At 64.3% G+C, this 18,796-nt stretch carries 19 protein-coding genes; 13 read left to right on the forward strand and 6 right to left on the reverse strand.

Features of this window, described 5'->3' with window-relative positions; translation table 11 throughout:
* Nucleotides 1–102: 102 nt before the first annotated feature.
* Nucleotides 103–2,388: an adenosylcobalamin-dependent ribonucleoside-diphosphate reductase gene (locus tag RSE12_04225; GenBank protein WRH63548.1), complete on the reverse strand. Its 2,286-nt coding sequence runs from the start codon at nucleotides 2,386–2,388 to the stop codon at nucleotides 103–105.
* 123 nt (nucleotides 2,389–2,511) lie between these two features.
* On the opposite strand from RSE12_04225, the gene RSE12_04230 reads away from it, so the two are divergent.
* A complete protein-coding gene (locus tag RSE12_04230) occupies nucleotides 2,512–2,943 on the forward strand; it encodes a DUF1489 domain-containing protein (protein WRH64737.1) in 432 nt (143 codons plus the stop codon).
* A 203-nt stretch (nucleotides 2,944–3,146) separates the two neighbouring features.
* On the opposite strand, the gene RSE12_04235 is transcribed toward RSE12_04230, so the two are convergent.
* The 4 genes from RSE12_04235 to hisS all read right to left on the reverse strand — a co-directional run bounded on the left by RSE12_04235 (nucleotide 3,147) and on the right by hisS (nucleotide 6,864).
* Nucleotides 3,147–3,491, reverse strand: coding sequence for a hypothetical protein (locus tag RSE12_04235; protein WRH63549.1), 345 nt, complete (start codon nucleotides 3,489–3,491; stop codon nucleotides 3,147–3,149).
* Between the two features lie 63 nt (nucleotides 3,492–3,554).
* Entirely contained in the window at nucleotides 3,555–4,265 is a 711-nt protein-coding gene (gene hisG / locus RSE12_04240; protein WRH64738.1) for an ATP phosphoribosyltransferase, read from the reverse strand.
* On the reverse strand, nucleotides 4,262–5,362 hold the full coding sequence (locus RSE12_04245) for an ATP phosphoribosyltransferase regulatory subunit (GenBank protein WRH63550.1): 1,101 nt from the start codon (nucleotides 5,360–5,362) through the stop codon (nucleotides 4,262–4,264). The genes hisG and RSE12_04245 overlap by 4 nt, the downstream gene beginning before the upstream one ends.
* Nucleotides 5,359–6,864, reverse strand: coding sequence for a histidine--tRNA ligase (gene hisS / locus RSE12_04250; protein WRH63551.1), 1,506 nt, complete (start codon nucleotides 6,862–6,864; stop codon nucleotides 5,359–5,361). Before hisS ends, RSE12_04245 begins: the two co-directional genes overlap by 4 nt.
* 72 nt (nucleotides 6,865–6,936) lie before the next feature.
* Here hisS and RSE12_04255 point away from each other — a divergent pair, with 72 nt between their 5' ends.
* The 10 genes from RSE12_04255 (at nucleotide 6,937) to RSE12_04300 (ending at nucleotide 15,931) form a co-directional block, all read left to right on the forward strand.
* A complete protein-coding gene (locus RSE12_04255; protein ID WRH63552.1) occupies nucleotides 6,937–7,137 on the forward strand; it encodes a SlyX family protein in 201 nt (66 codons plus the stop codon).
* Nucleotides 7,138–7,201: 64 nt separating this feature from the next.
* A complete protein-coding gene (locus RSE12_04260; GenBank protein ID WRH63553.1) occupies nucleotides 7,202–8,254 on the forward strand; it encodes an AbrB family transcriptional regulator in 1,053 nt (350 codons plus the stop codon).
* Between the two features lie 5 nt (nucleotides 8,255–8,259).
* On the forward strand, nucleotides 8,260–8,919 hold the full coding sequence (locus tag RSE12_04265) for a hypothetical protein (protein WRH63554.1): 660 nt from the start codon (nucleotides 8,260–8,262) through the stop codon (nucleotides 8,917–8,919).
* Between the two features lie 483 nt (nucleotides 8,920–9,402).
* Entirely contained in the window at nucleotides 9,403–10,275 is an 873-nt protein-coding gene (locus tag RSE12_04270; protein WRH63555.1) for a DUF2219 family protein, read from the forward strand.
* Between the two features lie 104 nt (nucleotides 10,276–10,379).
* A complete protein-coding gene (locus RSE12_04275; GenBank protein WRH63556.1) occupies nucleotides 10,380–11,456 on the forward strand; it encodes a Hint domain-containing protein in 1,077 nt (358 codons plus the stop codon).
* 182 nt (nucleotides 11,457–11,638) lie between these two features.
* Nucleotides 11,639–12,259 carry a 30S ribosomal protein S4 gene (gene rpsD, locus RSE12_04280; GenBank protein ID WRH63557.1) on the forward strand — a complete coding sequence of 207 codons (621 nt, stop codon included), beginning with the start codon at nucleotides 11,639–11,641 and terminating at the stop codon, nucleotides 12,257–12,259.
* Nucleotides 12,260–12,343: 84 nt separating this feature from the next.
* Nucleotides 12,344–12,874 carry a TIGR00645 family protein gene (locus tag RSE12_04285; protein WRH63558.1) on the forward strand — a complete coding sequence of 177 codons (531 nt, stop codon included), beginning with the start codon at nucleotides 12,344–12,346 and terminating at the stop codon, nucleotides 12,872–12,874.
* 91 nt (nucleotides 12,875–12,965) lie between these two features.
* Entirely contained in the window at nucleotides 12,966–14,051 is a 1,086-nt protein-coding gene (hisC, locus tag RSE12_04290; GenBank protein ID WRH63559.1) for a histidinol-phosphate transaminase, read from the forward strand.
* On the forward strand, nucleotides 14,051–14,980 hold the full coding sequence (locus RSE12_04295; protein ID WRH63560.1) for a prephenate/arogenate dehydrogenase family protein: 930 nt from the start codon (nucleotides 14,051–14,053) through the stop codon (nucleotides 14,978–14,980). The genes hisC and RSE12_04295 overlap by 1 nt, the downstream gene beginning before the upstream one ends.
* Entirely contained in the window at nucleotides 14,981–15,931 is a 951-nt protein-coding gene (locus RSE12_04300; protein ID WRH63561.1) for an extensin family protein, read from the forward strand. It abuts the gene before it with no gap.
* Here the strand turns inward: RSE12_04300 and RSE12_04305 are convergent.
* Nucleotides 15,928–16,920 carry a DUF2125 domain-containing protein gene (locus tag RSE12_04305; protein WRH63562.1) on the reverse strand — a complete coding sequence of 331 codons (993 nt, stop codon included), beginning with the start codon at nucleotides 16,918–16,920 and terminating at the stop codon, nucleotides 15,928–15,930. The genes RSE12_04300 and RSE12_04305 overlap by 4 nt on opposite strands.
* A 63-nt stretch (nucleotides 16,921–16,983) precedes the next feature.
* On the opposite strand from RSE12_04305, the gene RSE12_04310 reads away from it, so the two are divergent.
* A complete protein-coding gene (locus RSE12_04310; protein WRH63563.1) occupies nucleotides 16,984–17,532 on the forward strand; it encodes a gamma-glutamylcyclotransferase in 549 nt (182 codons plus the stop codon).
* A gap of 78 nt (nucleotides 17,533–17,610) precedes the next feature.
* The gene (locus tag RSE12_04315; protein ID WRH63564.1) at nucleotides 17,611–18,795 is read left to right on the forward strand and encodes a biopolymer transporter ExbB; all 1,185 of its coding nucleotides are present in this window, start codon (nucleotides 17,611–17,613) and stop codon (nucleotides 18,793–18,795) included.
* Nucleotide 18,796: the final 1 nt, after the last annotated feature.

The following is an 18,796-nucleotide window of genomic DNA, read 5'->3' on the forward strand; positions in this document are numbered from 1 at the left end:
ACGACGCGTGAGTCTGTCGTGACAAGCATGCCCGCTCTGGGGGCCAAGGAAAACCAAGTTCGGCGGGCAATCGGCAAGTTCTGCTTGCCGATCAGCCGCCCATCAGCCGCATTTGGAATAGCCGCAGGAGGCGCAGGTCATACAGCCTTCGACCATCCGCATCTCAAAGCTGCCGCAGGATGAACAGGACTTGCCACGCGGGGTGCCGAGGGCAACCACTTCGGCCTTGGGGTCGGATTTCAGGCCGAGGCCTTCGCCCGCGATGAAGCCGATGTCGATCAGGTGGCGTTCGATCACACCGCCGATGGCGGCGAGGATCGACGGGATGTAGCGGCCTTCCATCCAGGCGCCGCCGCGGGGGTCGAACACGGCCTTGAGTTCCTCGACCACGAAGGAGATGTCGCCGCCGCGCCGGAAGACGGCGCTGATCATGCGGGTCAGGGCCACGGTCCAGGCGAAGTGTTCCATATTCTTCGAGTTGATGAACACCTCGAACGGGCGGCGGTGGCCTGCGATGACGATGTCGTTGATGGTGATGTAAAGCGCGTGCTCTGATCCCGGCCATTTCAGCTTGTACGTCGCCCCTTCCAGCGCGGCGGGGCGGTCGAGCGGTTCGGACAGGTACACAACTTCGGCCCCGTCGCCGGACTGGTGCAGGGCGGCGGGGGCCTCGGCCGGGGTCTTTTCCGACGACTCGGATACGGTCAGGACCGAGCCTGTCACATCGTTGGGGCGGTAGGTGGTGCAGCCTTTGCAGCCTTGGTCCCAAGCTGCCATGTAGACCTCTTGGAAATCTTCAAAACTGATATCTTCCGGGCAGTTGATGGTTTTGGAGATTGAACTGTCCACCCATTTCTGCGCCGCCGCCTGCATGCGGACATGGTCCAGCGGGGGCAGGGTCTGGGCGTTGACGAAATAGTCGGGCAGGGGCGCGTCGCCATGGGTTTCGCGCCACAGGCGGACGGCGTAATCGACGACCTCTTCTTCCGTGCGCGATCCGTCTTTTTGCAGCACCTTGCGGGTATAGGCATAGGCGAAGACCGGTTCGATGCCGGAAGAAACGTTGCCAGCATAAAGGCTTATGGTGCCGGTGGGGGCGATGGAGGTGAGGAGCGCGTTGCGGATGCCCTTCTTGCGGATCGCGGATTTCACATCATCCGGCATATGGGCCAGCGCGCCGGAGGAGAGGAACTTGTCGGCGTCGAACAGGGGGAAGGCCCCCTTTTCAGCCGCCAGATCGGCCGAGGCGAGATAGGCCGCACGGGCGATGGCCTGCATCCATTCATCGGTGATTTCTGCCGCTTTTTCAGAGCCATAGCGCAGGCCCACCATCAAAAGCGCATCCGCCAGACCCGTGACGCCAAGACCGATGCGCCGTTTTGCCTGCGCTTCCTGTGCCTGTTGCGGCAGCGGGAAGCGGCTGGCATCAACCACGTTATCCATCATCCGGACGGCAGTGCGGACGAGGTGATCGAGCGCGGGCAGGTCCAGCGTGGCGTCTTTGGTAAACGCGCCGTTAACCAGTTTCGCCAGGTTGATAGAGCCCAGCAGACAGGCCCCATAAGGGGGCAGGGGTTGTTCGCCGCAGGGGTTGGTGGCGGCAATGGTTTCGCAATAGGCGAGGTTGTTCATCGCGTTGATGCGGTCGATGAAGATCACGCCCGGTTCGGCAAAATCGAACGTGTTGCGCATGATCCGGTTCCACAGATCGCGCGCCTGAAGTGTTTTGTAGACCTTGCCATCAAAGACAAGTTCCCACGGACCATCGGCCTTGACCGCCGCCATGAAGGGATCGGTGATTAGCACCGAAAGGTTGAACATGCGTAAACGGGCGGGGTCTTTCTTCGCCTCGATGAACTGTTCGATATCGGGGTGATCGCAGCGCATGGTGGCCATCATCGCGCCCCGGCGGCTGCCCGCCGACATGATGGTGCGGCACATCGCATCCCAGACATCCATAAAGGACAGGGGACCGGAGGCATCTGCGGCGACGCCCTTCACTTCGGCCCCGCGGGGGCGGATGGTGCTGAAATCATAGCCGATTCCGCCGCCCTGCTGCATGGTCAGGGCCGCTTCTTTCAGCCCGTCAAAGATGCCGCCCATGTTGTCGGGGATGGTGCCCATGACAAAGCAGTTGAAGAGCGTGACGCTGCGGCCCGTGCCTGCGCCAGCTGTGATGCGGCCTGCGGGGAGGAACTTGAAATCCTCAAGCGCGGCAAAAAATTCCTGTTCCCAATGGGCGGGATCGGCCTCTACCTCGGCCAAAGCGCGGGCGATGCGGCGCCACGTATCTTCGACCGAACCGTCGATCGGAGTGCCGTCCGCTTCCTTAAGACGGTACTTCATGTCCCAGATCTGCTCGGCGATGGGTGCAGCGAATCGGGACATGCGATTTTCCTTGGTTTTGCGGTCTTTGCGGAGAAGCGCACAAGATAGGCCTATTGGGGCGGTGCGTCAAACCTTGCGGGTGGCTTTGTTAAGACTAGAGTCCACGCGGGTTGGTTCGGGGGAATCGTGGCGCATATTAACATCTTGAAGCTCTGTGTCGGCGCGGACAGCGTTGAGGATCTGACCGACTGGCAGGAGAGCCAGAGGCATCGCTGGCCTGCGGGGCGGGCCGTGCATGTGACGCGGATGTGGCCCAAGCGCGAGGCGGAAATCCTGTCGGGTGGATCGCTGTATTGGGTGATTAAGGGCGTGATCCTGGCCCGCCAACGCATTGTGGGGCTTGAGAAAGTGGAAGGCGCGGATGGCATTCTGCGCTGCGCGCTGGTGCTGGACGCAGAGGTGATCCGAACCGAGGGCGCGCAGCGCCGCCCGTTCCAGGGCTGGCGCTATCTGGACCCGGCGGAAAGCCCGCGCGACCTGCCAAAAGGGCGGGAACGTGAAGAGGCGCTGCCGCCTGATCTGGCGCAGGCGCTGGCCGAGATCGGCCTGCGTTAAGGTTAACGTCAGCGGCGTTAAGGTAAGCGGATTATTGAATTAACCTTGGGCTTTGCCCTGGCAGCAGCCGGTGCAGACGGCTGTGCAGCACATGGTATGCACGCAGCGAACGGGGGTTTTGTGGCCCATTAACCATCCGCTGCGCGCGTTAACCACGAATTTTCGGACGCGATTGATCAGAAAATCTTGGTTCTGATCTGCGGTCAGTAGTTGTTGACGTTGCCCGCGATCAGCGTGCCGGTGCCATCATCCTTGCCATCCTTGACCCAGGTGACGGTTTCACCCGACAGGCGGGCCGACCAGCAGCTGGCCCCTTCGCCATAGTTGAAGCACATCTGATCGCCTTCGACCGTCCAGGTGCCGGTATAGCCGTCGCCCTTGATGGTGCCGTCGGCGGCGTAAAACTCGGTATAGGCCCCGGATTCGACCATGGAGCCCTGCACCGTCTTGTCGGCAATGGCGGCCTTGATGGCATCGCCGGTGGCGAGGTCTTGGGCGAAGGCGGGAAGGGCGAGGAAGAGCGAGGCAAAAGCGGCACGAAGATACATGTGGGATTTCCCTTTTGTTAACCCACGGGGAAGGTAGTGCCGAACGGCCTGCGTCAAGATGCCCTAGAGATCGGCAGGCAGCGGCACGCCCAGACGGGCGGCCAAGGTTTCCAGCGTGGCGCGCGTGGCCTGCGGCCAATCGGCCGCGCGGGCAAGGTAAAGCACCGCCTGCGACTGGTGGATCAGCGCATCGGACAGCACCTTGAGGTGGTTGGCGCGCAGCGTTTCCCCGGTTGAGGTGATGTCGGCAATCGCCTCGGCCGTCAGGTTCTTGACGGTGCCCTCTGTTGCGCCCTGGCTATCGACCAGTTGGTAATCTGCGACGCCGTGGGTGGTGAGGAAATCGCGCACCAGACGGTGGTATTTCGTGGCGATGCGCAGGCGGTGGCCATGCGCGGCGCGAAAGGCAGAGGCGGCAGCATCAAGATCATCCAGCGTGTCGACGTCGATCCAGGCCACGGGAACGGCGATGATCAGATCGGCATGGCCAAAGCCGAGCGGCGCCAGTTCCGCCACCTGTGCGGGCCAGTCGGCCAGCTTGTCGCGCACGAGGTCGGACCCGGTCACGCCAAGGTGGATGCGGCCTGCCGACAGTTCACGCGGGATTTCGCCCGCGGACAGGAGGACGAGTTCGATCCCGTCGATCCCTTCGACAGCGCCGGAATATTCGCGGTCATTCCCGGTTTGGCGCATGGTGATGCCGCGCGTGCCGAACCAGTCAAAGGTTTTCTCCATCAACCGGCCTTTGGAGGGGACGCCGATTTTCAGCATCAGATCACCCCTTTCAGGCGCGCGACTAGGCCGGGGCGGATGACACCGCCGACAGCGGGGATGGAGCGGCCAGCGCCCAGCACGGCGGTGAGCGCGTCATAGCGCCCGCCCGAGGCGACGGGGGGCAGGGCCGGGTCTGCCGCGTGGAAGGAGAAGACGAAGCCATCGTAGTATTCGAGGCTGGTGCGGCCGTGGCTTGCCTCGAACGGGAGGGTTTCGGTGTTTGTGCCAAGGGCATCCAGCGCGTCGAGCCGTGTGGCGAAACGGTCCACGGCGGTGGCGATGGCAGGCAGCATGGGCGTGATGCCGCGCAGGTGGTTCAGCGCGGCGCGGGCGGGGGCCTGAAGCGACAGGAGGTCGTAAAGAAGCGCGGCTTCCGGCGCGGCGATGGGGGCGGTGGCGGCATCGTCGATCAGGGCGCGGGCGCGGGCGGCGATGTCTTCGGCGCTGCGCAGGCCGACAAGGGTTCCGGCAGCGTCGATGAGCGCTTCGGGGCTGTCTTGTTGAAGGCGTTGCAGCAGGGCGGCGCGGGCGGCGGGTAGGGGGGCGCGGCCTGAGAAGCGGTCGAGCAGGGCGCGGAAGCGGTTGGGGCGCCAGATGTGGCGCAGGAGCGCGGCCTTGCGCCGGTCGGTGGTGGACAGGCCGCGCACGGCAGCCATAAGGATGCCGATATCGCCCGTGGCGGCGCGCAGGTTCAGGGGCGCAAGCAAGCGGGAGAAGAGCGCGAAGACCTGCGCATCGGCCTGTTCCGGGGCGGCGCGGTCGAACAGTTCAAAGCCCACTTGCAGGTATTCATTGGCGCGGGGACCGGCCACGTCCTGTTTGCGGAACACTTCGCCCATATAACAATAGCGGGCCGGGTCTGCGCCATGGGCCATATGGGCCTGCACGACGGGCAGGGTGAAATCGGGGCGCAGCATCATTTCGCCGCGCAGGGGATCGGTCGTGACATAGGCGCGGGCGCGGATGTCTTCGCCGTACAGGTCCAGCAGGGTTTCCGAAGGTTGCAGGATGTCAGCCTCGACCGGAACCGCCCCTTCGGCGCGGAATGCGGCGAAGAGGGTTTCGGCCTCGGCCCGGATCGCGGCTTTTGCGGTCACTTAAACTTTTCCAAGCTGAACAGCATGTTCTTTACCTCGGACACCATTTTGGCGCGGGGAATCTCGATCTGTGCGGGGCGATCCTTCCATTCTGCAAGCGTCGCATTCTGCGCGATTTGCGCTCCAAGGATAAGGTCTTTGAGGATGACGGTGCCCTTGCCCACTTCATCGACCCCCTGGATCACGGCGACGGGGGATTGGCGTTTGTCGGCGTATTTGAGCTGGTTGCCGAAGTTCTTTGGGTTGCCCAGATAGACCTCGGCCCGGATGCCCGCGTTGCGCAGGTCGGACACCATCGCCATGTAATCGGCCATGCGGTCACGGTCCATCACGGTGACGACGACGGGGCCGGTGGTGTTGGCGGTGCTGCGGCCCTTGGCGTGCAGCGCGGCAAGCAGGCGGTCCACGCCGATGGAAACCCCGGTGGCGGGGACGGATTGGCCGGTGAAGCGTTTGACCAGATCGTCATAGCGCCCGCCACCCGCGACAGAGCCGAAGCTGCGCTTGCGGCCCTTTTCATCAAGGATTTCGAAGGTCAGTTCGGCCTCGAACACGGGGCCGGTGTAGTAGCCGAGGCCGCGCACGACGCCGGGGTCGATGAGGATGCGGTCGGGGCCGTAACCCTGACGGTCGAGGAGGTCGGCGATGGTTTCGAGTTCTTGCACGCCTTCCTGCCCGATGACGGAGGGGCCGACGAGTTCGCGCAGGCGCGCGGTGGTCTCAAGCCCCGTGGCGCGGCGGGCGGCCATGAAGGACATGACAACCTCGGCCTGTTCGGCACCCAGCCCTGCACCCTTGGTGAAATCGCCGGACTCATCCTTGCGGCCTTCGCCCAGCAGGGCGCGGACGCCTGCATCACCCAGACGGTCGATCTTGTCGATGGCGCGCAGGACGATGCCGCGCTCATTGGCGAAGCGGTCGGGATCTGACGGATCAAGCACGCCCGCCACTTCCATCACGCCGTTCAGAACCTTGCGGTTGTTGACGCGCACCACATAGTCACCGCGCGGGATGCCGACGGTTTCCAGCGCGTCCGACAGCATGGCGCAAATCTCGGCATCCGCTGCGACGCTGGGCGCGCCGACGGTATCGGCGTCGCATTGATAGAACTGCCGGAAGCGGCCCGGCCCCGGCTTTTCGTTGCGCCAGACCGGGCCCATCGCATAGCGGCGATAGGGCGAGGGCAGGTCGTTGCGGAACTGCGCGGCGACGCGGGCCAAGGGGGCAGTCAGGTCATAGCGCAGGGCGAGCCAGTCCTGATCATCCTCTTGCCAGGCAAAGACGCCTTCGTTCGGGCGGTCGACATCGGGGAGGAATTTTCCCAATGCCTCAACCGTTTCCACGGCGCTGGTTTCCAGCGGGTCAAAGCCGTAGCGGTGATAGACCTCGGCCACCTTGTCCAGCATCGCCTTGCGTTCCGTGACTTCGGCACCGAAATAGTCGCGGAACCCTTTGGGGGTTTCGGCGCGGGGGCGGCGGGTTTTCGCGTCAGGCTGTGCCATGGTCGGACCTTCGCTTTTTGTCGCGGCCCGTGTATCGGATGGGGCCAAGGTCGGCAAGCGGCGGAGGGTGGTATGGCAGACGGTAAGGCGCTGGAAGAAAAGGTGGCGCATCTGATGCGGGCGGTCGACGATCTGTCGGATGTGGTGGCCAGCCACGCGAAAGAGATCGAGCGGCTGACACGGCTGGTGACGCTGCTGGTGGAGCGCGAGGCCGAGCGCGAGGCGATGGCCGGGGACGGGCCTGCCGCGAATGTGAGGCCGCCGCATTGGTGAGGGGGGTTGCATCCCTGATCCGCGCGCGGCACCAACTGACCTTATGGATAGGTTTTTCTCTCGATTGAGGGGCGTCGATTATCCGGCGCTGCTGCTGACCTTGATGCTGGGCGCGGCGGGCGGGTTGGCGGCGAGCCTGCTGCATCTGCCGCTGGCGTTGCTGCTGGGATCGCTTCTGGTGACGGGGGTGGTGGCGGCGGCGGGGTGGCGGCCTTTTGGCCGGGCCGTTTTGTTGCCGATGAAGCTGCGGTCGGCCTTTGTGCCGGTGATCGGGGTATCTATCGGCGGGGCCTTTACCCCGGCGGTGATTTCCGAGGCGGGGGCCTGGTGGCCGTCGCTGCTGGCGCTGCTGCTATTTCTGCCGCTGACCCATGCGGTGGCCTATTTCATCTATACGCGCGGGGGATTGCCCCGACTGGAGAGCTTTTTTGGCGGGGTTCCCGGCGGGCTGATTGAAACGGTGCAGATGGGCGAAGAAGCGGGCGGCGATGTCCGTCTGATGACGGTGCTGCAATTCCTGCGCCTGATCCTGACCATCGTGGCGGTGCCGCTGATCTTTACTGCCGTGACCGGGGTGGCGGTTGGGTCGGCCAGTGGCGCGGTGCTGCCTGCGGCGGCGGTGCCGCTGAGCGCCTATGAGGTGGTGGTGCTGCTGGCGGTGGGCGGATTGGGGGTTTGGGTGGGGCGGTTGCTGCGCCTGCCTGCGGCGATCATGACCGGGCCGATCCTGTTTTCCGCCGTGGCCCATGCGGCGGGGCTGGTGCATGGGGTGCCGCCCGGCTGGCTGGTGGGGGTGACGCAGGTGGTGGTGGGCTGCGGTCTGGGCGCGCGCTTTGCCGGGATCGAACGGCGCATGCTGATCCGCGCGGCGCGGCTGGCGGTGATCAATGCCGGGGTGGCGCTGGCGATGGCCTTTGGCTTTGCCTGGGCCTTGGCGCCTTGGGTGGGCGAGCCGTTGACGGCGGTCTTTCTTGCCTTTGCGCCCGGCGGGTTGGCCGAAATGAGCCTGATTGCGCTGAGCCTGCAGATGAGCGTGGTCTATGTGACCGTGCATCATGTGGCGCGGATTGTGCTGAGCGTGATGATGGCCAAGGCGGGGCGGCGATGGATCGGTTAAGGGCGATGCGGCAACGGGATTGGGCGCGGGTGTTCGGCATCCTGTGTGTTGCCGTGGGGTTGGGCCTGTCTGTCCGGGGCTATCCGGGGGCGGATTGGGATGCGCTGATCCTGCTGCTGGGGGCGCTGATGCTGCTGCGCGGCGCGGTGGAGGGGCCATCGCCCAGCCGGGTGGCGGGGCTGGTGCGGGCGGGGCGGGTGATCCTGTTCATGTTCGCCTTTGGCGCGGTGAACCGCGCGCAGACCGAGGTTGCGGGCGCGGTGACCGGAGTTCTGGGCAATTGGGTGCTGTGGGCGGTGGCGGCGCTGTTGCTGGCGCTGCCGTTGGTGCGGCGGGGCCTGCCTTGGGGGCGCGGGGCGGATGGGGTGCGCCAGGTTGCCGGGATTGTCGCGATGGGAATCGCCTTTTGGGCGCTGTTTATATGGCTGACCCCGGCGATGGCGGAATTGCGGGCGCTGGTGGCGGTGGCAGCGGTGGCCAATGCGGGGCCTGTGCTGCGGGTGGCGACGCCGCCTGTGGCGGGGTTGGTCTTTGGGGTGATGTTGTGCTGCGTGGTGGCGGTGCCGGGCGCGGTGTTGTGGCCGGTGGCCGTGGCCACGATGGCCGCAGGCGCAGCATTCTGGGCGCTGCGGCGGCGGGACGGGGCTGAAAAAGCGGGAACATGATCGCCGCCAGCCCACATGAACCTTTCGCGCTGCAGGCGCTTTTGGCTACATACTGAGGTCACCAACTACACATGCTGGCGGCGATCACGGAAACGTTTATCACAGCGTTCCGGATCGTGAAGGCGGCAGATGACGAAAGCCGTTCGAAACTGATGAACATGACGAATTCGTCATTCTGACAGGACGAATTCATCATTTCGTTATATGAAATTGTTGGCTTCATCATCGAATTTTCCCGCCAAAACGCCGCGCTTTGCTGTCGGGAACGGCGGTTCGTGCCAAAACTGGCAATTTCGGCCCCGAACCCGCCCCGAACGCGACGAATCGAACTCTGGCGGGAGGTGTTGCCCGATGGCACTAGAATTGACCGTTCGGAAAGGTTAATCTTTTTCCAAGCCTGGGGGGGCTGATGATTGGATATGCATAATGGCCAAGCCCCCTATGGCGGTTCCCGCTTTTGTTTTCGCACTTGCCAGCGCCGCTATGGTCGCTGTGCCCGCTGTCGCGCAGGAGCGCGTCACGTTGGGTTGGGGGCGGTTGCTGACGAATGATGCCATCGGCGATGGCAAGGACCGCTGGCGCACGGGTTCCTATGTCCTGAGCCGGGTGCGCGGGCCGAACTGGTCGGGCAGCCTGCCGGGCCGGCCGGGCGAGATTCTGGAATTCCGGATGCGGCTGGAAACGATCGCCCCGGCGGATCTGGTGGTCGCAAACCCGCTGGACCGCCGCTATGTCGGCGCGCTGTCGTTGGGGATGCACACGCATTTTGAAACGGCGGGGGTGGAATCCAGCATCGGTATGGATGCGGTGATCGTGGGGCCGCAGACGGGGATCAGCTCGCTGCATGGTGACCTGCATGATCTGCTGGGCCTGCCGGACCCCACCGTGTTTGGCGGGCAGATCGCGGATGACGTGTTCCTGACGCTGACGGCGGAATTCGGGCGGACGCTGCCGCTGGGCGCGAATGCACAGGTCCGCCCCTTTATCGAGGCGCAAGCGGGTGCCGAAACGCTGGTGCGCGTGGGCGGCGACATGACCTTTGGCGGTTTCGCGACCGAGGCGCTGATGCTGCGCGACAGCGCGACCGGACAGCGCTATCGCGCGGCGGCGGGCGACCGGGTGGAAGGCCTGAGCGTGATGCTGGGCGGTGATATCGCCAAGGTCTACGACAGCGAATACTTCCTTGCCACGGATGCCATCACGCCAACCGACACGCGCCGGAGGTTGCGGGCCGGGATGCATTGGCAGGGCGCGCAAAGCGAAGTCTTTTACGGCCTGACCTGGCTGGGCAAAGAATTCGAAGAACAGCCGGATGAACAGGTGCTTGGGTCTATCAATCTGCGGTTGCAGTTCTGACCCTATGCGAATTTGCATCTGTTGCGCTGATGCCATAGTCAGACCACGGGTCTGATGCTAGCATTTGCAGACATAAAAAGACTAAACGAGCAGGCAAACAGGCAATGATAACGGGCTCTCGTGGCACGTTCGTCATCTCTTGGACACAGACAGAAGTTGATGGGGTGAAAGGGGCGTCGCTTGACCTTCTTTCGGTTGGTGCCGCGTGGCGCTGGACCGGGGAACTGGTGCGGGTGGATGGCCAGACAGACCTGCTGCTTCTGGAAGGTGCCGAGGGCAAGGCGGAGATGCAGAAACGTGCGGCGCGCATGGTGCGCCGACTTATCGGATCAGCGGTTGGCAAGGCGGCGGAGGATCGGCCCGAAGAAAAGGCCGAGGAATTCGACGATCTGCCGGATCAGGGATTTATTGTCACCGATGGGGTGCAGAGCTTTGCGCTGACCATCATCCCCGTGCCCGACAGCGGCGCGCGGCTGGTCATGATGATGGGCGATGTGCCGCCGGCCAATCGCGACCTGTGGGTGGTGCGTACATCCATCGACCGGGCGCGGGTGGCGGCAGGCGGGCGCGAAGGCGGGGGCGTGATCTGTTTCACCCCCGGCACGCGCATCGCCACGCCCGACGGGCCAAAGCTCATTCAGTCGCTGCGCCCGGGTGACCGGGTGCTGACCAAGGATGATGGCGCGCAAGAGGTGTTGTGGACCGGCAGCCGCCGCATGTCGGGCGCGCGGCTTTATGCGATGCCCCATCTGCGGCCGATCCGGTTCCGGGCCGGTGCCTTTGGCAATGACCGCCCCGATCCCGATCTGATCGTGTCGCCCGCGCATCGGATGCTGATCAAGGGCGCTGCGGCGCAGACACTGTTCGGCACGACCGAGGTGCTGGTGCGGGCCGAGGATCTACTGAATGACACCACGATCACCGTGGACCATGTGCTGCGCGAAGTGACCTATATTCATATCCTGCTGGAGCGGCACAACATCGTCTTTGCCAACGGGGTAGAGACGGAAAGTTTTCACCCGTCCAACACCGCGCTGGAGATGATCGACCCCGCGCAGCGTGACGTGCTGATGGCGGTGATGCCGCAGGTGGCGATCAACCCCGAAGCCTATGGCGATTATGCACGGCGCAACCTTTCGGCCAGTGAGGCCGCGTTGCTGCGCCATGACATCGCCGCGTAAGGGGTGGTGTAAGGGGCGGCGCAAGGGGCGTTGACTCTGCGACGACTGGCTGTATAAGCCACCGATCCCGGCTGAAAGGCCGGGGTTTTTCATTGGTGTTGGTGGCCCTCGCAAGGGGATGCCTGTCGCCGGGGAGACCCGGAAAGGACAACGCCCTTCATAAACTACGAAGGAGATCAGCGGTGACCAAACGCACCTCTGCCAAGTACAAGATTGACCGCCGCATGGGCGAAAACATCTGGGGCCGTCCGAAGTCCCCGGTGAACAAGCGTGAATACGGCCCCGGCCAGCACGGCCAGCGCCGCAAGAACAAGCTGTCGGATTTCGGCACGCAGCTGCGCGCCAAGCAGAAGCTGAAGGGCTACTACGGCGATCTGACGGAAAAGCAGTTCCGCAAGATTTTTGCCGAAGCCGAGCGTGTGAAGGGTGACACCGGCGAGATGCTGGTTGGTCTGCTGGAGCGCCGCCTGGATGCCGTCGTGTACCGCGCCAAGCTGGTGCCGACCGTGTTCGCCGCGCGCCAGTTCGTGAACCATGGCCACGTGACCGTGAACGGTACCCGCGTGAACATCGCGTCCTACCGCGTGAAGGAAGGCGATCTGATCGAGGTGCGCCAGAAGTCCAAGCAGATGGCGCTGGTTCTGGAAGCCATCGCCCTGACTGAGCGGGACGTTCCGGATTATCTGGAAGTCGACCATTCCAAGATGACGGTGAAGTTCGTTCGCACCCCGGGCCTGGGCGATGTGCCCTATCCGGTGCAGATGGAACCGAACCTGGTCGTCGAATACTACGCAAAGAACTGATTTCGGCCTTTGCGCTGGAATTTTGGAGGCCCGCAGCGATGCGGGCCTCTTGCTTTTGGTGGTGGATGTTACAGGTTGGCGATCATGGACAGGAAGCGAACTGCGGAAGACATTCTGGAACGGGGGCTGTTCGCCTCGCGCTGGTTGCTGGCACCGATGTATCTGGGGCTGGTGGTGGCGCTGCTGATGCTGGTGGTGATCTTTTTCCGCGAGTTGGCCTATTATGTGCCGCAGATGATGACGCTGTCGGCTGAATCCGTGATCCTTGTCGCGCTGACGCTGATTGATCTGACGCTGGCCGCGAACCTGCTGCTGATCGTGATGTTTTCGGGATATGAGAGTTTCGTGTCGAAGTTCGATTTCGACGCGGGCGATGATCGGCCGGGCTGGATGGGCAAGGTGGATTTCGGCGGGTTGAAGATGAAGCTGATCGCTTCGATCGTGGCGATATCGGGCATTCATCTTCTGAAGCGGTTCATGGAGATCGGCGATCCCAAGACGCCTGCGATGGATGACCGCACGCTGATGTGGCTGACGGTGATTCACATGACATTCGTTCTGTCGGGGGTGCTGCTGGCGCTGATGGATTGGCTTCAGGCGCGGTCGTCAAAGTGATGCGGGCTTGTGTGCGGGGCGGCAATAATCCGTCTGGCAATGCCGCCCGCCCGCCGCTAGAACCCCGCAGCATGAGGGGACATTCGCAATCATGACTGACGCCATCCGACCGCAGCCCGGTATCCTTGACATCGCGCTTTACGAAGGCGGGAAGGCGCATGTCGCGGGCATGACCAATGTGGTCAAGCTGTCGTCGAACGAGAATCCGTTCGGGCCGTCGGATCGTGCGAAAGAGGCGTTTCAGCGCAGCGTTCACACGCTGCACCGCTATCCGTCGACCGATCACCGCAGCCTGCGCGACGCGATTGCCGAGGTGCATGGTCTGGATGCCGACCGGGTGATCTGTGGCGTGGGATCGGATGAGATCATCACCTTCCTGTGCCAGGCCTATGCCGGGCCGAAGGATGAGGTCGTGTTCACCGAACACGGCTTCCTTATGTATCGCATCAGCGCGCTGGCCGTGGGGGCGACCCCGATTGAAGTGGCCGAGCGCGAGCGGACGACGGATGTGGATGCCATTCTGGCGGCCTGCAACCGGCGGACAAAGCTGGTGTTCATCGCCAACCCCAACAACCCCACCGGCACGATGATTTCGCTGGCCGAAATCGCGCGTCTGGCCGACGGGATGCCGCGTCAGGCGATCCTCGTGCTGGACGGGGCCTATGCGGAATATGTCGAAGGCTATGATGGCGGGCTGGCGATCCTTGAGGCGCGCAGCAACGTGGTGATGACCCGGACGTTTTCCAAGATTTACGGTCTGGGCGGGCTGCGGATCGGCTGGGGCTATGGCCCGAAGGCGATCATTGACGTGCTCAACCGTATCCGGGGGCCGTTCAACCTGTCGTCGACGCAGCTTGAGGCGGCCGAGGCGGCGGTGCGGGATCAGGATTTCGTCAACCGCTGCCGGACCGACAACGCCCGGATGCGGCACTGGCTGTCCGAGGCGCTGGCCGAACTGGGCGTGCCGTCGGACACATCGATGGCGAATTTCGTTCTGGCGCGGTTTGCCTCCGAGGATGAGGCGATTGCCTGTGATGCCTTTCTTCAGCAGCAGGGGCTGATCGTGCGGCGGGTGGCGGGATACAAACTGCCGCATTGCCTGCGGATCACGGTGGGGGATGAATCGTCCTGCCGGCGGGTGGCGCATGCGGTGGCGCAGTTCAAGGGCGTGAAGTGATGGCCGTGATCTATGATCGCGTAGCGCTGATCGGGCTGGGTCTGATCGCATCCTCCATGGCGCATGCGATGAAGGCCAAGGGTCTGGCGGGCGAGATCGTGGGTTATGCCCGCAGCGCGGAAACGCGCGCGGCGGCGCTGGAAATCGGGTTCTGCGACCGGGTGACAGCGACGGCGGCCGAGGCGGTGCAGGGTGCCGATCTGGTGGTACTGGCAGTGCCCGTGGGTGCCATGGGCGCGATTGCCGAAGAGATCGGGCCGCATCTGGCAAAGGGTGCCACGGTCACGGATGTGGGATCGGTGAAGCAGGCGGTGATTGCCGCCGTGGCCCCGCATATGCCGGACGGTGTGCATTTCATCGCAGGCCACCCGATTGCGGGGACCGAACATTCCGGGCCGCGTTCCGGTTTTGCCACGCTGTTTGAAAACCGCTGGTGGCTGCTGACGCCGGAAGGCGCGGATGCAGGGGCCGTGGCGCGGCTGCGCGCGCTGTGCGAGGGGATGGGGGCACGCGTCGATGAGATGGATGCCGCCCATCACGACCTTGTGCTGGCGGTCACCTCTCACACCCCGCACCTGATTGCCTATACGATGGTGGGCGTGGCCGATGACCTGCGACGGGTGACGGACAGCGAAGTGATCAACTATTCGGCGGCGGGGTTTCGGGATTTCACCCGGATCGCGGCGTCGGACCCAACCATGTGGCGCGATGTGTTTCTGACCAACAAGGAAGCAACGCTGGATATTCTGGGCCGGTTCACCGAAGAACTGTTCGCCCTGCAACGGGCCATCCGGCTGGGCGATGGCGACCATCTGCATGCCTATTTCACCCGCACGCGGGCCATCCGGCGCGGGATCATCGAGGCGGGGCAGGATACGGCCGCGCCCGATTTCGGCCGCGCGGCGCAGGTCGCGCCGAAGGGCGGCTGAATGCGCTTCGGTGCCGGGTTCCTGTGTGTTGTGGTTTCCCTTCTGGCGGGCGCGTCCATCGCGCAAGAGGTGACGACGTCACCCCGCCCCATGCCGCGCCCCGGCGTGCAGATTGATCCGGCGCCAGAAGCGGCGGCCCCGTCCGTTGCGGCAGCAGCAGTCCCCACCATTGCCCCCAAACCGCGCCCCCGTCTGGCGGCAGAGGCGCTGCCGCAGACGCAGGCGCTGCCGCCCCAGCCGGGGATGATGCTGTCGCTGCCCGTGCTGCGGCCAAGGGCGCGCCCGGAAAGCTGGGCCAACGCGGCCCCGCAAGCGGCGGCCCCGGTGACCGAAGCGGCGGCGGCGAACCCGCCCCCGGCGGCACAGCGCGAACGGCGGGGCGGCCTGTTCGGCGGGCTGTTCCAGCGCCGTGATCGCGAAGAACAATCCGAACGCGCTGCGCCGGTCGATGGCTTTGTCTGTGGTGACCGCGCCATCCGGGGTGAGGAACTGGCGCGGATTTCGTCAAAGGTGCAAGGCTGCGGGATCGCGGAACCGGTGCGGGTGACGCAGGTGGATGGCATCCGCCTGACCACGCCCGCGACGATTGATTGCGCCACGGCATCGGCGTTGAAGGATTGGATCAACGCGGGCGTCCGCCCGGCCTTTGGGCGGCAAGAGGTTGTCGAGTTGCGCGTTGCGGCAAGCTATATCTGTCGCCCCCGCAACAATGTGCGCGGGGCCAAGATCAGCGAACATGGGCGCGGCAAGGCGATTGATATTTCAGGATTCATCCTATCCGACGGGCGTGAACTGTCGGTGGCGGGGAATTATAACCGCCAGATGCGGCAGGCCTATCGCGCGGCCTGCGGGATTTTCGGCACCACGCTGGGGCCGGGATCGGACGGCTATCACGAAGATCACCTGCATTTCGACACGGCAACCCATCGCAACGGGTCTTACTGCCGCTAGAAGATGCGCGGCGCGGGACCAAGCGGCAGGGGGCCAAGGCTCATGCGGCCCTGCTGAAAGCTGAGCGGAAGCGTCAACACCGTGGGATCGCTGCCCTGCTGGGCATAAAGCTCCAGCGCGCGGGTGACGGTTTGCGACGACTCTTCAGTCACCAGCCCGGATGCAATGAGCACCGGGACCAGTTCACGCCAGTTCTCAACGCGGATCTCGATCCGGCCTTCGGGCGTGCCATCGCTGGCCGGGGTCAGGCTGCCCTCCGCCGACAGGACCAGATCGCCCCAGCGCATCAGACCTTCGCGCAGGGTGATGTCGGTCAGCCTTGGGCGGGTGGTGGCGGCGTGGCGGTCGAGCGGGGCCGACAGGCCCAGCACCGTGTCCAGACGGACCAGATCAATCTGTTCAGGCAGATCGGACCGCTGCGCCAGCGCCATGCGGAAACCGGCATCGGGGGTGAGCGTGGTCAGTTCCAGCCCCACCTCATGCGCGAGGGCGCGGCCAGTGGCCTGTCTGGTGCCAAAGCGGGCCGAGGTGGCCGCCACCTCCCACCCGGCGGTGGAGCGCAGGGCAAGGCCATCACCCGTTATGGCGGTGCGGTCCAGCGTCAGCGCGGTGCCGGGGGTGACGATCACGCTGCCCTGAATAAGGGTGGAGGTCAGCGTCACATCCTGCCCCGGCAGGGTGACAGTCTGTTCCTGCGGCAGGGTGGCGATGACGTGCCAGGGTTTCCAGCTCATCATGAAGACCTGCGCGAAAGGCGCGGCCCAGGTGATGCCGGTTTCGGTATCGGTCAGCCGGGGTGCGGTCACCGTCAGGTCAAAGCGGTTGGGAAAGCCGGAGACAGTGATGCCCTGCTGTTCGGCCAGAAGCGGGCGGCCCTGCTGCGCGGCGAACCAGCCGGTCGCCGCCTGATCCATCGCCCGCGATCCCACGAACCAGTAGCCGCCCCAAAGGCCGGCCAAAACAAGGACAATCACCAAAACTGCACGCATCTTGCACCCTTTTCTTCGCGTCTTCCCTGCTGTTTACAGGGGGGGTGAAGGGAGGGCCAGTGGATGACGGAACCGTTATGGGTCTTCGGCTATGGGTCGCTGATCTGGCATCCTGGCTTTGCCGTGGCCGAACGCGCTGTGGCGCGGCTGGATGGGTGGCACCGGTCCTTTTGCATGCGGTCGATCCACCATCGCGGCACGGTTGAAACGCCCGGATTGGTGCTGGCGTTGGACCGGGCCGGGGGTGCGCATTGCGACGGCGTGGCCTTTCGCGTGGAACCGGGGGAAGAGGACGCCACCCTTGCCGCGCTGCGCGAACGGGAGTTGATCTCATCGGCCTATGTCGAGGAATGGCTGCCCCTGCGGCTGGCGGATGGGCGCGGGGTGCGGGCGCTGGCCTATGTGATCGACCCGGTCCATGTGCAGTATTGCGGCGGGTTGGCGCTGGAGGAACAGGCGCAGATCATCGCCCGCGCCATCGGCGGGCGGGGACCAAACCGCGATTACCTGTGGTCCACCGCCGCGCATCTGGCCGAGCTTGGCATTGCCGATGCCGATCTGGATTGGCTGGCAGACAGGGTGCGCGCCATCGTGTTGATGACGGAAGGCTGATCTGCGCTGGCTTGGCAGGGGCAATTGGCCTGTTATGGTGAACGCGGGCAAGACATAGACTGGGTACGGGCAGGACGGATGGACAAGACACGCGCAGAGGCGTCACCAACCTTCAGCCAACCGATCCGGCAGATCGTGTCGATGCTGATCGTGCTGGTGCTGGTGGGCAGCGGGGCATGGCTGATCCACACGCAGGTGGCCGAAATTCTGCAGGCCAATGTGCTGCTGAACGGGTTCATCGCGGCGGTGTTCCTGTTCGGGGTGCTGACCTGTTTCTGGCAGGTGTTGATCCTTGCGCAATCGGTCAGCTGGATCGAGGATTTCGTTCGCCACGTTCCGGGCCATGATGCGACCAAGCCGCCGCGCCTGCTGGCGCCGCTGGCTTCGCTTCTGCGTTCGCGCGGGGCAAAGATGCAGATATCGGCGTCATCGTCACGGTCCATTCTGGAATCGGTGTCGACGCGGATAGATGAGGCGCGGGATATCACGCGCTATATGGGCAACCTGCTGGTTTTCCTTGGTCTTCTGGGCACGTTCTATGGTCTGGCGACCACGGTTCCGGCGGTGGTGGAAACCATCCGCTCGCTCGCCCCCCAGGATGGCGAAACGGGGTTGCAGGTTTTTGAAAAGCTGATGTCGGGGCTTGAAAGCCAGTTGGGCGGGATGGGGACGGCGTTTTCATCCTCGCTTCTGGGGCTGGCGGGATCGCTGGTGATCGGCCTTCTGGAACTGTTTGCAGGCCACGGGCAGAACCGGTTCTTCCGCGAACTGGAGGAATGGCTGTCATCCATCACGCGGGTCAGCCTGTCATCGGGTGATGGCGAGGGTGGCGATACGGCAGCGATGGCGGCGGTGCTGGATCAGGTGCAGGCGCAAATGGATGCGCTGCAATCGCTTTATACCCAATCCGATATCACGCGGGTGATGGTCGAGGACAAGATCGACGATCTGGCCCGCGCCATCACCAAGCTGGCCGAACGGCGCGAAGGGGGCGGGGGTGGAGATATGGCCGCCGCCTTGGCGCGGATTGCCGAAGGGCAGGAACGGTTGATCGCGGCAGTATCGGGCGATGCCGCATCGGGCGCGATGGGGGCGGATGCCGAAAGCCGGATGCGCTTGCGGTCGATTGATGTGCAACTGTTGAAAATCCTTGAGGAAATGTCGGCCGGGCGGCAGGAATCTCTGGCCGATCTGCGCGGGGATATCGGGGCGTTGACGGCGGCGATCCGGCAATTGTCGCGCGGCACGGTCGGGCGGGGGTAAG

Origin of the sequence: Fuscovulum sp. (assembly GCA_035192965.1) — a bacterium.
In the GTDB taxonomy this organism is placed as follows: Bacteria; Pseudomonadota; Alphaproteobacteria; order Rhodobacterales; family Rhodobacteraceae; genus Paragemmobacter.

Coding starts and splice junctions, on each gene's coding strand:
- RSE12_04265 (WRH63554.1), top strand. CDS start 8,260: ATGCGGCAACGGGATTGGGCGCGGGTGTTCGGCATCCTGTGTGTTGCC.
- RSE12_04305 (WRH63562.1), bottom strand. CDS start 16,920: ATGCGTGCAGTTTTGGTGATTGTCCTTGTTTTGGCCGGCCTTTGGGGC.
- hisC (WRH63559.1), top strand. CDS start 12,966: ATGACTGACGCCATCCGACCGCAGCCCGGTATCCTTGACATCGCGCTT.
- RSE12_04310 (WRH63563.1), top strand. CDS start 16,984: ATGACGGAACCGTTATGGGTCTTCGGCTATGGGTCGCTGATCTGGCAT.
- RSE12_04270 (WRH63555.1), top strand. CDS start 9,403: ATGGTCGCTGTGCCCGCTGTCGCGCAGGAGCGCGTCACGTTGGGTTGG.
- RSE12_04285 (WRH63558.1), top strand. CDS start 12,344: ATGGACAGGAAGCGAACTGCGGAAGACATTCTGGAACGGGGGCTGTTC.
- RSE12_04295 (WRH63560.1), top strand. CDS start 14,051: ATGGCCGTGATCTATGATCGCGTAGCGCTGATCGGGCTGGGTCTGATC.
- RSE12_04300 (WRH63561.1), top strand. CDS start 14,981: ATGCGCTTCGGTGCCGGGTTCCTGTGTGTTGTGGTTTCCCTTCTGGCG.
- RSE12_04315 (WRH63564.1), top strand. CDS start 17,611: ATGGACAAGACACGCGCAGAGGCGTCACCAACCTTCAGCCAACCGATC.
- RSE12_04225 (WRH63548.1), bottom strand. CDS start 2,388: ATGTCCCGATTCGCTGCACCCATCGCCGAGCAGATCTGGGACATGAAG.
- RSE12_04235 (WRH63549.1), bottom strand. CDS start 3,491: ATGTATCTTCGTGCCGCTTTTGCCTCGCTCTTCCTCGCCCTTCCCGCC.
- RSE12_04275 (WRH63556.1), top strand. CDS start 10,380: ATGATAACGGGCTCTCGTGGCACGTTCGTCATCTCTTGGACACAGACA.
- hisS (WRH63551.1), bottom strand. CDS start 6,864: ATGGCACAGCCTGACGCGAAAACCCGCCGCCCCCGCGCCGAAACCCCC.
- RSE12_04255 (WRH63552.1), top strand. CDS start 6,937: ATGGCAGACGGTAAGGCGCTGGAAGAAAAGGTGGCGCATCTGATGCGG.